A 12,239-nucleotide genomic window follows, 5' to 3' on the forward strand; every position below is an offset into this window, starting at 1 on the left:
TGCCCCGCGAACCCCGCTGACGCGGGGCGGGAGGTCACACCTGGACGCGACGCTCCACCGCGTCGACGATCTCGGCGACCGCCTCGGCGAGCGGCACGCCGTTCTTCTGCTCGCCGTTGCGGTAGCGGAACGACACCGCGCCCGCCTCGACGTCGTCGTTGCCCGCGATCAGCATGAACGGCACCTTGCTCTTCTGGGCGTTCCGGATCTTCTTCTGCATCCGGTCGTCCGAGGTGTCGACCTCGACCCGGATACCGCGCTTCTTCAGCTCGGCCGCGACCTCCAGCAGGTACGGCACGTGCTCGTCGGTGATCGGGATGCCGGTCACGGTGACCGGGGCCAGCCACGGCGGCATGGCGCCGGCGTAGTGCTCCAGCAGCACCGCGAAGAACCGCTCGATCGAGCCGAACAGCGCACGGTGGATCATGACCGGCCGCTGACGCGAGCCGTCCGCCGCCGTGTACTCCAGGTCGAAGCGCTCGGGCAGGTTGAAGTCGAGCTGAATGGTCGACATCTGCCAGGTCCGGCCGATCGCGTCCTTCGCCTGGACGGAGATCTTCGGGCCGTAGAAGGCCGCGCCGCCCGGGTCCGGGACCAGCGGCAGGCCCTGCTTCTCGGCCACGTTCGCGAGCACGGCGGTGGCCTCCTCCCAGGCCTCGTCCGAACCGACGAACTTGACCGGGTCCTTGGTGGAGAGCTCCAGGTAGAAGTCGGTCAGACCGTAGTCCCGCAGCAGGTTGAGCACGAAGGTCAGCGTGGAGTCGAGCTCCTCCGCCATCTGCTCACGGGTGCAGTAGATGTGCGCGTCGTCCTGGGTGAAGCCGCGGGCGCGGGTCAGGCCGTGCACCACGCCGGACTTCTCGTACCGGTACACCGTGCCGAACTCGAAGAGGCGCAGCGGCAGTTCACGGTACGAGCGGCCGCGCGCGTCGAAGATCAGGTTGTGCATCGGGCAGTTCATGGGCTTCAGGTAGTAGTCCACGCCCTCGTCGAGCTGCATGGGCGGGTACATACCGTCCGCGTACCAGTCCAGGTGGCCGCTCTTCTCGAAGAGCTTCCCCTTGGTGGCGTGCGGGGTGTAGACGAACTCGTAGCCCTCCTCCTCGTGCCGGCGGCGCGAGTAGTCCTCCATGGCGCGGCGGATGATGCCGCCCCTGGGGTGGAAGACGGCGAGGCCGGAGCCGATCTCCTCGGGGATGGAGAAGAGGTCGAGCTCGTTGCCGAGCTTGCGGTGGTCGCGCTTCTCGGCCTCGACCAGGAAGTCGAGGTGCGCCTTCAGCTCGTCCTTGGTCGGCCAGGCGGTGCCGTAGATGCGCTGCAGCATGGGGTTGCGCTCGCTGCCGCGCCAGTAGGCGGCGGCGTTGCGCATCAGCTTGAAGGCCGGGATGTGCCGGGTGGACGGCAGGTGCGGGCCGCGGCAGAGGTCGCCCCAGCAGAGGTCGCCGCTCTTGGCGTCCAGGTTGTCGTAGATGGTCAGCTCGCCCGCGCCGACCTCGACGTCGGCGCCCTCGCCGGCGGTGGCGGCGGAGCCCTTGAGGCCGATCAGCTCCAGCTTGTACGGCTCGGCGGCCAGCTCCTCGGCGGCGGCCTCGTCGGTGACCACCCGGCGGGAGAACTTCTGGCCCTTCTTGATGATCTCCTGCATCTTCTTCTCGATGGCCTTGAGGTCATCGGGGTGGAACGGCTTCTCGACGTCGAAGTCGTAGTAGAAGCCGTCCTTGACCGGCGGGCCGATGCCGAGCTTCGCCTCCGGGAAGAGCTGCTGCACGGCCTGGGCCATGACGTGCGCGGTGGAGTGGCGCAGGATGTCCAGGCCGTCCTTGCTGCCGATCTCGACCGGCTCGACCTCGTCGCCGTCCTGCACGGCGTACGCGAGGTCCTTGAGCTGGCCGGCGATGCGCGCGGCGATGATCGAGCGGTCGTCGGCGAAGAGCTCGGCGGCCGTAGTGCCCGTGGTCACCACGCGCTCTTCCCGATCGGGTTCGCGGTTGATGATTACCCGGACGTCCGTCACCGGTCTCTCCTGACGTGCTGGATTCATAGGACGCAACACGGCGCTGCGCGTGACGATGGTACCGAGAGCACCACCCCCACCGTGCACCTACGCCCCCGCTCCCCCTTCTCCCAGGGTCTTCAGCAGCCGCTCCCGCTCGGCCTCCTCCAGACCGCACGGCTCCAGCGCTCCCGGGTGGGTGAGCCGCCGGAACCCGCCGCGGCGCTCCAACCGGCCGCTGACCCGCACCGGAGCCCCGACCAGGTGGGCCTCGACGGCCACCCGGTAGGCGGGGTCGGCGAGCCGCACCCGGACCTCGCTGACCTCCGCGCCGCCGAGCACCTTCAGCCGGACGGTGCCCGGTCCGGCGGGGTCGGCGCGCTTGAGCCGGACGACCAGGCCGACCACGGTGACGGCGACCGCCGGTTCGATCCGCTCCAGCAGGGCGGCCGCCTCCTCCAGCGCGGGCAGGTCCCCGGGCGAGAACTCCAGGGCGATCCGCCGGTCGCCGAAACCGCCGGGCGGGCCGACGGCGGCCGACCAGGCGACGGACAGCTGGGCCGCCGTGGCGCCGCGCACCAGGTCCTCGACGGACTGCACCAGCTCCCGGCTGACGCCCGCCTGCACCGCGTTCTCGAAGGCCTCCGGGCCGCCGCTGACCCGCCGGTAGTCCACGGCGTCCCGCAGCGCCTCCAGGGCCCGGACCAGGGTGGTGACCACCGCCCGCCCCTCGGGCGCCGGGGTGTACGCGGTGAGTCCGGCGGCGCCGTCCGCCGCCGGACCGCCGCCGACCACCAGGACCTGCTCCAGGAAGTCCCCGGCCCAGGTGTCCAGCCGGGCGCCGAAGTAGGCGGCCCTGGTCCGCCCGGCCTTGGCGCCGGCCGCCAGCATCGCCCGGGCCGCCCGCTGGAGCCGCTCGGCGCCGTCCCAGGGCACGGTGCCGGCCGGCCCGGGGAGTTCGCGCCGCCACTGCAGCTCGTCCCCCGGCACCGCCAGGGCGAGCAGGATCGAGCGGGCGGACGGGCTGCGGGAGCGCGACAGTGCGGTGACGGCGTCGGCGAGCAGCTCGACGGCGTCGTCGAAGCCCTCCCCGGCCGGGACCAGCAGGCTGGTGCCCGGGTCGGAGTCGCCCGGGGGCGTCCAGCGGCCGTACCGGGCCGAGGGGCCGCCGCGCCGGACCCAGCCGTGCCGGGCGAGCAGCGTGGTGAGCACCGCCGGGTCGACGGCCGCCGGGTCGGGCAGCGCCCGGGAGGCCTCCTGCGGCCCGTGTGGCAGCGTCATGGTCCTGCTCCTCCCCGCCGGGGCGGGGCCGTCACGGGCTGCCGCCCGCGCCGACCCGCGCCATGATGTCGCACAGTGCCCGGTCGTCGAACACCTTCGCGGTGGGCACCCGGACGTTGGTCCGCCGCTGCCCGGTGACCGGGTGTCCGGCCAGGTTGACCCAGTAACAGCAGTGCCGCAGCTCCAGCGCGTCCGGGCCGGCCGAGAGCCAGCGGTCGACCCGGCGCGGCAGCAGCATCACGACCAGGATCCGGGGCACCGCGACCCGCTCCCGCGCGAGCTTGCGCAGGTGGTCGTTGTCCAGGGTGAAGCTGAAGAAGGGTCCGCGCGGATCGGGTGCGATCTGTGCGGTGGCCTTCAGCTGGATCTTGACGGTGACCTCGTCGTCCACCGCGTGGGCGCGCGAGCCGTGGCTGACCTGCCAGTCGATGCCGTTGTCGGGGAAGGGCTGGGACAGCGAGCAGCCGGCCGCCGCCGCCACCGCGTGCAGGTAGCCGACCTGCAGTGTCTCCATGCAGGCCGTCACGGCCAGATCGCCCCGCAGGACGGCCGCCGCCCCGTCGGGCTGCGGCTCTGTCAGCGTCATCGCCCCGTAGCCTCCCCCGGCCCGCGGGCCCGTCCGGATTCGAACGGGTCGTCTGATCGCAGGGTGCCCGGCCCGGACAGGGCCAAACGGTTGAAGGGGCGTCAGGAGCGGGTATCACCCGGGCGGGAATCGCAGTACCTGAGGGGCAGTCATGCAGCAGCACTGGTACACCGGTCCGCTCGCCTCCTTCGACACCGAGACCACCGGCGTGGACGTCGAGACCGACCGGATCGTCTCGGCCGCCCTGGTCGTCCAACTCAGCCCGGGCGCGGCACCGCGGACCACTTCCTGGCTGGCCGATCCGGGCGTGCCGATACCCGACGGCGCCCGGGCGATCCACGGCATCGGCGACGAGCGGGTGCGCGCGCACGGCCGCCCGGCGCAGACGGTGGTGGCGGAGATCGCCCGCGCCCTCGCCGAGCAGAGCCGCGCGGGGCATCCCGTGGTGGTGATGAATGCGCCGTACGATCTGACGCTGCTGGACCGGGAGTTGCGCCGCCACCGGGCCACCGCGCTGGCGGACGCCCTCGGCCCGGACGGGCTGCTGGTGCTCGATCCCCGGGTGCTGGACAAGCACGTGGACCGCTACCGCAAGGGCCGGCGCACGCTGACCGACCTGTGCGCGCACTACGGGGTGGAGCTGACCGGGGCGCACGACGCGGCGGCCGACGCGACGGCGGCCCTGGGGCTGGTCCGGACGATCGGCGCGCGCTACCCGGCGGCACTGGGCGGGCTGTCGGCGGCCGAGCTGCACCTGCGGCAGGCGGTCTGGCACGCCGCGCAGGCCCGGGGGCTGCAGAACTGGTTCGACCGCTCGGGGACGCCGGAGCGGGTGGACTTCTCCTGGCCGTTGCGCCCGGCCCGCTGCGGGTGCGGACGGCGGCTGTCGGCGGAGCACAGCTGCGAGGTCGCGGCGTAGCCGGACCGGATGCGACGGCAGGCGCTCGCCGGATCGGTCGCTCGGTCGCTCGGTCCACGAACGCAACAGGCCCCGATCGGTATCCGATCGGGGCCTGCGTGCTGTCCGGTGGGCGATACTGGGATCGAACCAGTGACCCCTTCGGTGTGAACGAAGTGCTCTCCCGCTGAGCTAATCGCCCGGGCAACGAGAAGAACAGTAGCACCATTCGGGGGGTGTCGTACAACTCGCACCAGCCCGGGCGGCCGGCGCATCGGCAGAACTCGCGCTCCGCGCGGAAGGTGACTGCGCCTCAGTCCGATTCTCCGGCGGCAGTTCACGGGATTGCGGAAATACATGTGAGGCCCAGCCGATAATCGACTGGGCCTCACATATCACAATGCATTCCAGTGGGCGATACTGGGATCGAACCAGTGACCCCTTCGGTGTGAACGAAGTGCTCTCCCGCTGAGCTAATCGCCCGGGTGCAGGGAAAACATTACCGCATCCCCCGGGGTGCTCCGAACACGCCCGCCCCGGGCCCCCGCCCCGACCCGTCACCCGAACGGGCCGCCACCGGTCGCCGCGGCCGGGTCAGTGCCGGTCGATCTTCCAGGGCATGGTGAGCCCGTACTTCCAGAGGTACCAGGCGCCGATCCCGGCGATCACCGCCAGGCCGATCGCGGTGAGTGTGATGTTGCGGCGGCGGACCCTCGGGTCCATCGCCTTCTGCGCCGCCTCGGCCACCTTGCGGCGGGTCCAGCGCAGGGCCAGCTGGGCCCAGACGAACTCGGTGGCCCAGACGCCCATACCCAGGAAGATGACCACCCAGCCGGGGCCGGGCAGCGGCAGCATGATCACCCCGGCCACCACCACCGCCAGGCCGACCAGGAAGACGGCCACCTGCCAGCTCAGGTGCAGCGGCCTGGACCGCCGGATGAAGTGCGGCGCGCGCGAGCCCAGCGGCCGGCCGCCGTCGGCGCCCGCCGCGTCCCCCGCCCCGTCCCCGTCGCCGTCCCCGTCCGGCGTGTGTACCCCCGAGTCGTCCGGCACGACCGCATCACCCGTTCTCGTGTTCCCGCCCGCGTTCCCGCGCGCCTTGTCGCTTCGCACAGTCATGCCAGGAAACTAACCGAGAAGTGGCCCGGTAATGCCCCGGCGGGCACTCCGTGCCGATTCCGCAATGCGCCGTAAGGGGTACGACTCGGCCCCGAATCGGGACAGAGGGGTTTACATCGGTCGCGGAGGTGGGATGGTCCGTTCGCCGACGTGCGATTCCCCGAGCGCACACTGAGCGAAAGGCCATGGCGCTTATGAACACCACGGTCAGCTGCGAGCTGCACCTGCGCCTCATCGTGTCCAGCGAGTCCTCACTGCCCGTCCCCGCGGGCCTGCGCTACGACACCGCCGACCCCTATGCCGTGCACGCCACGTTCCACACCGGCGCCGACGAGACGGTGGAGTGGGTGTTCGCCCGAGATCTCCTTGCGGAGGGGCTGCATCGACCCACCGGCACCGGCGACGTCCGGGTCTGGCCCTCGCGCAGTCACGGGCAAGGGGTGGTCTGCATCGCGCTGAGCTCTCCGGAAGGAGAAGCCCTGCTGGAGGCCCCGGCCCGAGCGCTTGAGTCGTTTCTCAAGCGCACGGACGCCGCCGTGCCGCCCGGCACCGAACACCGTCACTTCGACCTCGACCGGGAGCTGTCCCACATCCTCGCCGAAAGCTGACCCCGACCGGAGGCGGTCACGCCCCGCCGTCGGCGGGGCCGTAACCCCCTGCTGTCACCGCTGCCGTCCTACTCGGGGGCACGGCAGCACGACTCAGCCGCGCACGACGCGGACTCGGGGCCGGTGAAACGGTCCGCCCCCACCGGGGCGGGCCCCAGCACCGCAGGCGCCCGGCACTGGAGCCGGCCATCCGTACGGGTGGCCGGCCTCGCTGCCGGGCGCCACTGTTTCCCGGCGGCGGGTGATCGGACGTTGCGGGTCCGCGACACGACCGCCCGCACGCCCCGTCGCAATCCGTACACGCCTTCGACCGAAGCGGCGGCCCGCCGCTGCGGGGCCCGGTAAGGTCTGAGACTGACCGTAGACGCGGGGTGCCGACGGCCCCCTCCGCGCGAGGAGCCCCCACGTGCTGATCACCCATGACACCGAGTGCGCGCTGAGCATCCTCGTCGAGCTGCTCAACACGGCGCCCGAGGTGTGCGGCAGCGAGCTGCTGCCCGACGTGGCCGCGCTGGACGCCTTCGTGGTCCGCCAGGAGATCAGCGAGATCGACTCGCTGACCGAGGACGACCTGCGCAAGGTGCAGGAGCTGCGCACCCGGCTGCGGGAGGTGTTCGGCACCGAGTCCACGGCGGAGGCCGCCGAGCTGGTCAACGCGCTGGTCGCGGCCGCCGGCACCACGCCCCGGCTCACCAACCACGACCACCACGGCTGGCACATCCACTACTTCGCCCCGCACGCCGCGCTGCACGACCACCTGGCGGCCGAGCTGGGCATGGCGCTGGCGTTCATCCTCACGGCGGGCGAGCGCGAGCGGCTGCGCCGCTGCGAGGCGCCGGACTGCGCCCGCGTCTTCGTCGACCTCTCCCGTAACCGGTCCCGGCGCTACTGCGACAGCCGGACCTGCGGGAACCGGCTGCACGTCGCCGCCTACCGGGCGCGCCAGCGCTCGGCGGAGGCCGTGCCCTCCGCCTGAGCGCTCACCGGCCCCCGCTCGCCGTGACCGCCGCGTTCAGATGCCGCGGCGGCGCAGGATCTCCTCGATGTCGGCGAAGTCGCCGAGGCCGTCGTCCCGCTTGCCCGCCTTCGGCGCGGTGCTCCCGGGAGCGGCGGCCTTCGGGACGGCGGAGGGCCGGCCGGCCGGTGCACCGGTGACGGCGGCCCGTCCCGGGGCGGGCCCGGCGGCGGCCGGCGCGGAGCCGGTGGTGTCCACCGCGCGGCGGCGGCCCGCCCAGCGGGTGGTGACCAGCAGGGCGGCCGACACCGCGAGCAGCGCGATGCCCGTCCAGACCCGGGGGTCGAACACCAGCTTGGTCGCCCAGTCGGCGAGCTCGCTGCCGATCGTGCGCGCCACCGGGAAGAGGCCGGTCAGATAGAGGCCGGCCGGCAGCAGCGCCACGGCGAACCAGCGGGTCGCGGAGAGGTAGCGCCGGCGGTAGGCGCGCAGGCCCGCGACGGCCACGCCCGCGGCGGTGAGAATGAAGGAGACCGCCGCCGTCAGCACGGCGGCACTCCGTCACGTCCAGTTGTCCTCGTCATCGGGTCGGACCTCCCGTCGCTTCCGGCCGGTGCCCGGGCACACCGCCGGGACGGCGCGGTGCCCACTAGTGGAACACTGGGGGCATGATCGAAGGTTCCCTCCCCCGTCTCGAGTTCTGGTGCGAGCTCCAGTGCCCGGACTGCCGCACCGCCCTGGACGACGTCCGGGAGCTGCGCGAGCAGTACGGTGACGCGCTCGTCGTCGAGTTGCGCCACTTCCCGCTGGAGAAGCACAAGCACGCGTACGCCGCGGCGCAGGCCGCCGAGGAGGCGTTCGCCCAGGGTCTGGGGTGGCCGTACGTGGAGGCCCTGCTGGAGCGGGTCGACGACCTGGCGGCTCGCGGCGAGGAGGTGCTGCTGGAGGTGGCCCGTGCCGTGGGAGTGGATGCCGAGGAGGTCGACACCGCGCTGGTCGACGGCCGGCACACGCTGATCGTGGACGCCGACCAGGCCGAGGGGAAGGCGATCGGGGTGCGGGGCACCCCGACGTATGTGATCGGCGGGAAGCGGCTGGACGGCGGGCAGAGCCAGGACGGCCTGCGGGACCGGATCGTCGCCGTCATCGAGGCGGCGAAGGCGTCCTGACGCCAGGTCAGGTCAGCGGCTTGCCGTAGACCCGATTGGTGACCCGGTAGCCGAGCGACTCGTAGAGCCGGATCGCGACCGCGTTCCCGGTGAACACGTTGAGCCCGAGGTCCCTCACACCCGCGGCCAGGCACTCGCGTTCGGCGAGCAGCATCAGCGAGCGACCGTGGCCGGCGCCCCGGTGGGCCTCGGCCACCTCGACGACCATCACCCAGGCGAGCGGGGCGCCGTCGGGCAGGTCCCGGACCCGCAGGGCAAGCCAGAGCGAGCCCAGCGGGTCCGGCGCGTCCCCGTAGAGCCGGCGCAGGGCCACGCCGGGGCTGTCGGCGCCCTGCGGCAGCAGGGACTGGTGGTCGGCGTCCGACTTGGCGCGGGCCTGCTCGGCGCCGAGGCCGGAGGAGACCAGGTCGGCCAGGTAGCCCTCCTTGGCGTCGGCCAGCCACCCGGGGAAGGCCTCGGCATCGATCCGGCGCGCGGCGACGCCGGCCGGGAGCGCGGGCGGGGCGGCGAGCCGCTTGGCCATGTTCCGCATCCGCTCGGTGTAGCCGAGGGCGACGGCGAGGCCGCGGGCGGCCGGCGCCGCCTCGGGGACGTCGGCGTCGACCCGGGTGCAGCCCCAGCCGCGGAGCACCTCCTCGGCCGCGAGCGCACCGAAGGTGCCGCGCCCCCGGCCGCGCCCCTCGTGCACCTCCAACTCCGATATCTCACCCCAGAGTTGGTTGCCGCGGCGAATGGCGGTGGTGCGCAGCGCGCCGACCGGGCGGCCGTTGGCGCAGATCTGCCAGCGTCTGGTGCGGCCGCCGGCGGCGGGTGACTCCGGCCCCTCGGGGCGCAGCGTGGTGGTCATGTCGTGGTCCCTTCCCCGCCGCCCGGGTGTTCTATCCGCCGGGGAGCCGCGAGGAGTCCGGGGCCGGGGTGGTGGGGCTCAGGGGTCTAGGTCGTCGCCGCTGCGCTCGGTGAAGACGGCCAGGGCCTTGGTGGTGACGGGGCCCGGTCCGGCGAGTTCACGGTCGTCGATCCGGGTGACGGCCTGGACGTCGCGCAGGGTGGAGGTCAGGAAGATCTCGTCGGCCTCCCGGAGCACGTCCAGCGGCAGGTCCGTCTCCTCGGCGCCGCACCAGTCGACGACGAGCTGCCGGGTGATGCCGGCCAGGCAGCCGGAGGCGAGGGTGGGGGTGAGCAGACGGCCGCCGAGGACGACGAAGACGTTGGAGCCGGTGCCCTCGCAGAGCTGCCCGGCGGTGTTGGCGAACAGGGCTTCGGAGGCCTGGACGCGGTGGGCGGCGGCGAGCGCGACGACGTTCTCGGCGTAGGAGGTGGTCTTGAGGCCGGCGACGGCGCTGTGCTCGTTGCGGCGCCACGGGACGGTGGCGGCGGCGGTGGTGTCGGGGCGGCGGGCGGCGGTGCCGAGGGAGACGACCAGGGTGGGGGCGTCCTGGCCGCGCTCCGAGCCGAGCGGGGCGATGCCGCCGGTGTAGGTGAGGCGCAGGCGGCCCAGGGGCATCGGGTTGGCGGCCAGCACCTGGGCGCAGGCTTCGCGGACCAGGTCGTGGTCGGGGTCGGGCAGGCCGAGGCCGCGGGCGGAGCGGGTGAGCCGGTCGAGGTGGCGGGTGACGGCGAAGGCCCGGCCGTCGACGGCCTTCATCGTCTCGAAGACGCCGTCGCCGGTGGTGAGGCCGTGGTCGAGGACGGACAGGGCGGCGTCGGCGGAGTCGACGAGTGACCCGTTGACCCAGCTCGTGGTGGGGTGCTGCATCGAGGGCTGCTCCTCAAGGCGGTTGCGCGGTGCGGTGAGCCTGGGTCGGTGGTGGCCCGGGGGCGTGCGTCCCGCTTCAGTCGGTTGCGGTGCCCGACGCTATCGCGACCAGGCGGGCGGCCTTCAGTTCGGTTTCCGCCCACTCGCGCGCCGGGTCGGAGCCCCAGGTGATGCCCGCGCCGGTGCCGAAGCGCAGCACGGGTGCGCCGGGGTCGGTCCGGTCGATCCAGAACGTGCGGATGCCGACGGCGAGTTCGCTCTCGCCGCGGTCGGCGTCGACCCAGCCGACGGCTCCGCAGTAGGGGCCGCGCGGGGCGGTCTCCAGGGCGTCGATGATCCGCAGGGCGCTGGACTTGGGGGCGCCGGTGACGGAGCCGGGCGGGAAGGTCGCGCCGAGGAGTTCGGGCCAGCCGGCCTCCGGGCGCAGGGTGCCCTGGACGGTGGAGACCAGGTGGACGAGGCCGGGGTGCTTCTCGACGACGCAGAGGTCGGGGACGGTGACGGTGCCGGTCTCGCACACCCGGCCGAGGTCGTTGCGGACCAGGTCGACGATCATCACGTTCTCGGCGTGGTCCTTCTCCAGCAGGTCGGCCTCGGTGCGGCCGGTGCCCTTGATCGGTCCGGAGGAGACGGTGCGGCCGTCGCGGCGCAGGTAGAGCTCGGGCGAGGCGGTCGCGATCTCGACGCCGTGTCCGGGCAACCGGACGGTGCCCGCGTAGGGGGCGGGGTTCCCGCGTGCGAGCAGACCGGTGAGGGCGTCGATGTCGGTGCGGTCCCGGTCCGGCAGCGGCGCGGAGAGGACGCGGCAGAGGTTGGCCTGGTAGACCTCGCCGGCCGCGATGTGGTCGCGGATGCGGCGGACGCCGGCCTCGTAGGCGGCGCGGTCCAGGGAGCTGTGCCAGCTGTCGGCGGCCGGGCCGAGCCAACCCGCGCCGGACGGGGGCGCGGGGGCGGGGCGGACGTCGTCGAAGCGGGCGCAGGTGAGGCGGCCCTCGAAGTCGTGGACGACGGCCCAGAAGCCGGCGGAGTCGAGGGCGGCCGGGTCCGAGGTGACGTCGCGCAGCCCGGTGGCGAGGCGGCCGCCGAAGCGGGCGAGCGGGCTGTGGGGGACGGGCTGGCCGGACACGGTTCTCCTGCGCGGGCTGGTGGGGCGGCGGTGCCTGAAGTGTAGGTCGGGGGCGCGGGCGGGGGTCGGGCCGCCGTAGGGGGCGTGAGCAGGTGCGGGCGTCGCGCGGGTGTGCGCCGGGTGGCCGGCGGCTGACCGTCGGGTGCGCCGCAGGTGGGGGCGGTGGCCGCCCCGAACGGCTGACGGGGCGGCACCCCGGGGGCACCCCCGCGGCACGCTGCGGGAACGGATTTTTAGCTGGCCCGGGAATCCGCTAGAGTTCAACACGTCGCCAGGGAGCGCAGCCGCACAAAAGCGGTGAGGCCCCCGGGAGACAGGCGGACGTGGCTCAGTTGGTAGAGCATCACCTTGCCAAGGTGAGGGTCGCGAGTTCGAATCTCGTCGTCCGCTCGATGGAGAACAGTGTAAGATCGTTCTTCGAGTGTTGCCTGGTGGAGTGGCCGAGAGGCGAGGCAACGGCCTGCAAAGCCGTCTACACGGGTTCAAATCCCGTCTCCACCTCCAAGAGGTACGACCGGTTAGACCGGGCGACCTCCCCGCGCGATTAGCTCAGCGGGAGAGCACTACCTTGACACGGTAGGGGTCACTGGTTCAATCCCAGTATCGCGCACGTCGGATCCTTCGGGGTCTGCTGCAGGACCGCCACACCAGGCGCGATTAGCTCAGCGGGAGAGCACTACCTTGACACGGTAGGGGTCACTGGTTCAATCCCAGTATCGCGCACGTCGGATCCTTCGGGGTCTGCTGC

General features: G+C 72.9%; 12 protein-coding genes and 6 tRNA genes. 8 read left to right on the forward strand and 10 right to left on the reverse strand.

Translation table 11 applies throughout. From position 1 onward, the window contains the following. Positions 1–34 precede the first annotated feature (34 nt). From thrS to ABZ495_RS22575, 3 genes are all read right to left on the reverse strand, one after another. Entirely contained in the window at positions 35–2,014 is a 1,980-nt protein-coding gene (gene thrS, locus ABZ495_RS22565; protein WP_359808770.1) for a threonine--tRNA ligase, read from the reverse strand. 87 nt (positions 2,015–2,101) lie between these two features. Further along, positions 2,102–3,274, reverse strand: coding sequence for a hypothetical protein (locus ABZ495_RS22570; protein ID WP_359808772.1), 1,173 nt, complete (start codon positions 3,272–3,274; stop codon positions 2,102–2,104). Positions 3,275–3,305: 31 nt separating this feature from the next. Then, a complete protein-coding gene (locus ABZ495_RS22575) occupies positions 3,306–3,860 on the reverse strand; it encodes a DUF4365 domain-containing protein (RefSeq protein ID WP_329486837.1) in 555 nt (184 codons plus the stop codon). 151 nt (positions 3,861–4,011) lie between these two features. On the opposite strand from ABZ495_RS22575, the gene ABZ495_RS22580 reads away from it, so the two are divergent. Then, positions 4,012–4,779, forward strand: a complete 768-nt coding sequence (locus tag ABZ495_RS22580; RefSeq protein WP_352293261.1) for a 3'-5' exonuclease — start codon at positions 4,012–4,014, stop codon at positions 4,777–4,779. A 109-nt stretch (positions 4,780–4,888) separates the two neighbouring features. Here ABZ495_RS22580 and ABZ495_RS22585 read toward each other — a convergent pair. The 3 genes from ABZ495_RS22585 to ABZ495_RS22595 all read right to left on the reverse strand — a co-directional run bounded on the left by ABZ495_RS22585 (position 4,889) and on the right by ABZ495_RS22595 (position 5,877). Then, a tRNA-Val gene (locus ABZ495_RS22585) sits at positions 4,889–4,960 on the reverse strand. Positions 4,961–5,169: 209 nt separating this feature from the next. Further along, positions 5,170–5,241 (reverse strand) — tRNA-Val (locus tag ABZ495_RS22590). Between the two features lie 111 nt (positions 5,242–5,352). Further along, on the reverse strand, positions 5,353–5,877 hold the full coding sequence (locus tag ABZ495_RS22595; protein ID WP_359837709.1) for a TIGR02611 family protein: 525 nt from the start codon (positions 5,875–5,877) through the stop codon (positions 5,353–5,355). Positions 5,878–6,071: 194 nt separating this feature from the next. Here ABZ495_RS22595 and ABZ495_RS22600 point away from each other — a divergent pair, with 194 nt between their 5' ends. Then, positions 6,072–6,485: an SsgA family sporulation/cell division regulator gene (locus ABZ495_RS22600; RefSeq protein ID WP_030056266.1), complete on the forward strand. Its 414-nt coding sequence runs from the start codon at positions 6,072–6,074 to the stop codon at positions 6,483–6,485. Positions 6,486–6,891: 406 nt separating this feature from the next. Further along, positions 6,892–7,461, forward strand: coding sequence for a CGNR zinc finger domain-containing protein (locus tag ABZ495_RS22605; RefSeq protein ID WP_352293258.1), 570 nt, complete (start codon positions 6,892–6,894; stop codon positions 7,459–7,461). 36 nt (positions 7,462–7,497) lie between these two features. Here the strand turns inward: ABZ495_RS22605 and ABZ495_RS22610 are convergent, their stop codons facing one another. After that, positions 7,498–7,989 (reverse strand): hypothetical protein, encoded by a 492-nt coding sequence (locus tag ABZ495_RS22610; protein WP_359837711.1) that lies wholly within the window; start codon positions 7,987–7,989, stop codon positions 7,498–7,500. 119 nt (positions 7,990–8,108) lie between these two features. On the opposite strand from ABZ495_RS22610, the gene ABZ495_RS22615 reads away from it, so the two are divergent. After that, positions 8,109–8,609, forward strand: a complete 501-nt coding sequence (locus tag ABZ495_RS22615; RefSeq protein ID WP_359837714.1) for a DsbA family protein — start codon at positions 8,109–8,111, stop codon at positions 8,607–8,609. A 7-nt stretch (positions 8,610–8,616) separates the two neighbouring features. Here ABZ495_RS22615 and ABZ495_RS22620 read toward each other — a convergent pair whose 3' ends face one another. The 3 genes from ABZ495_RS22620 to ABZ495_RS22630 all read right to left on the reverse strand — a co-directional run bounded on the left by ABZ495_RS22620 (position 8,617) and on the right by ABZ495_RS22630 (position 11,491). Further along, a complete protein-coding gene (locus ABZ495_RS22620; protein WP_359837717.1) occupies positions 8,617–9,456 on the reverse strand; it encodes a GNAT family N-acetyltransferase in 840 nt (279 codons plus the stop codon). Between the two features lie 78 nt (positions 9,457–9,534). Next, complete coding sequence (locus ABZ495_RS22625) at positions 9,535–10,365, reverse strand: aminodeoxychorismate lyase (protein WP_359808782.1); 831 nt, start codon at positions 10,363–10,365, stop codon at positions 9,535–9,537. Between the two features lie 76 nt (positions 10,366–10,441). Then, positions 10,442–11,491: a chorismate-binding protein gene (locus ABZ495_RS22630; RefSeq protein WP_359808784.1), complete on the reverse strand. Its 1,050-nt coding sequence runs from the start codon at positions 11,489–11,491 to the stop codon at positions 10,442–10,444. A 317-nt stretch (positions 11,492–11,808) separates the two neighbouring features. Between ABZ495_RS22630 and ABZ495_RS22635 the strand changes: the two genes are divergently transcribed. The 4 genes from ABZ495_RS22635 to ABZ495_RS22650 all read left to right on the forward strand — a co-directional run bounded on the left by ABZ495_RS22635 (position 11,809) and on the right by ABZ495_RS22650 (position 12,214). Beyond that, a tRNA-Gly gene (locus ABZ495_RS22635) sits at positions 11,809–11,881 on the forward strand. 40 nt (positions 11,882–11,921) lie between these two features. Continuing rightward, a tRNA-Cys gene (locus ABZ495_RS22640) sits at positions 11,922–11,995 on the forward strand. A gap of 34 nt (positions 11,996–12,029) precedes the next feature. Then, positions 12,030–12,101, forward strand: a tRNA-Val gene (locus tag ABZ495_RS22645). Between the two features lie 41 nt (positions 12,102–12,142). After that, positions 12,143–12,214 (forward strand) — tRNA-Val (locus ABZ495_RS22650). The last annotated feature ends 25 nt before the right edge of the window (positions 12,215–12,239 follow it).

Source organism: Kitasatospora sp. NPDC005748 (assembly GCF_040630735.1).
GTDB lineage: Bacteria > Actinomycetota > Actinomycetes > Streptomycetales > Streptomycetaceae > Kitasatospora.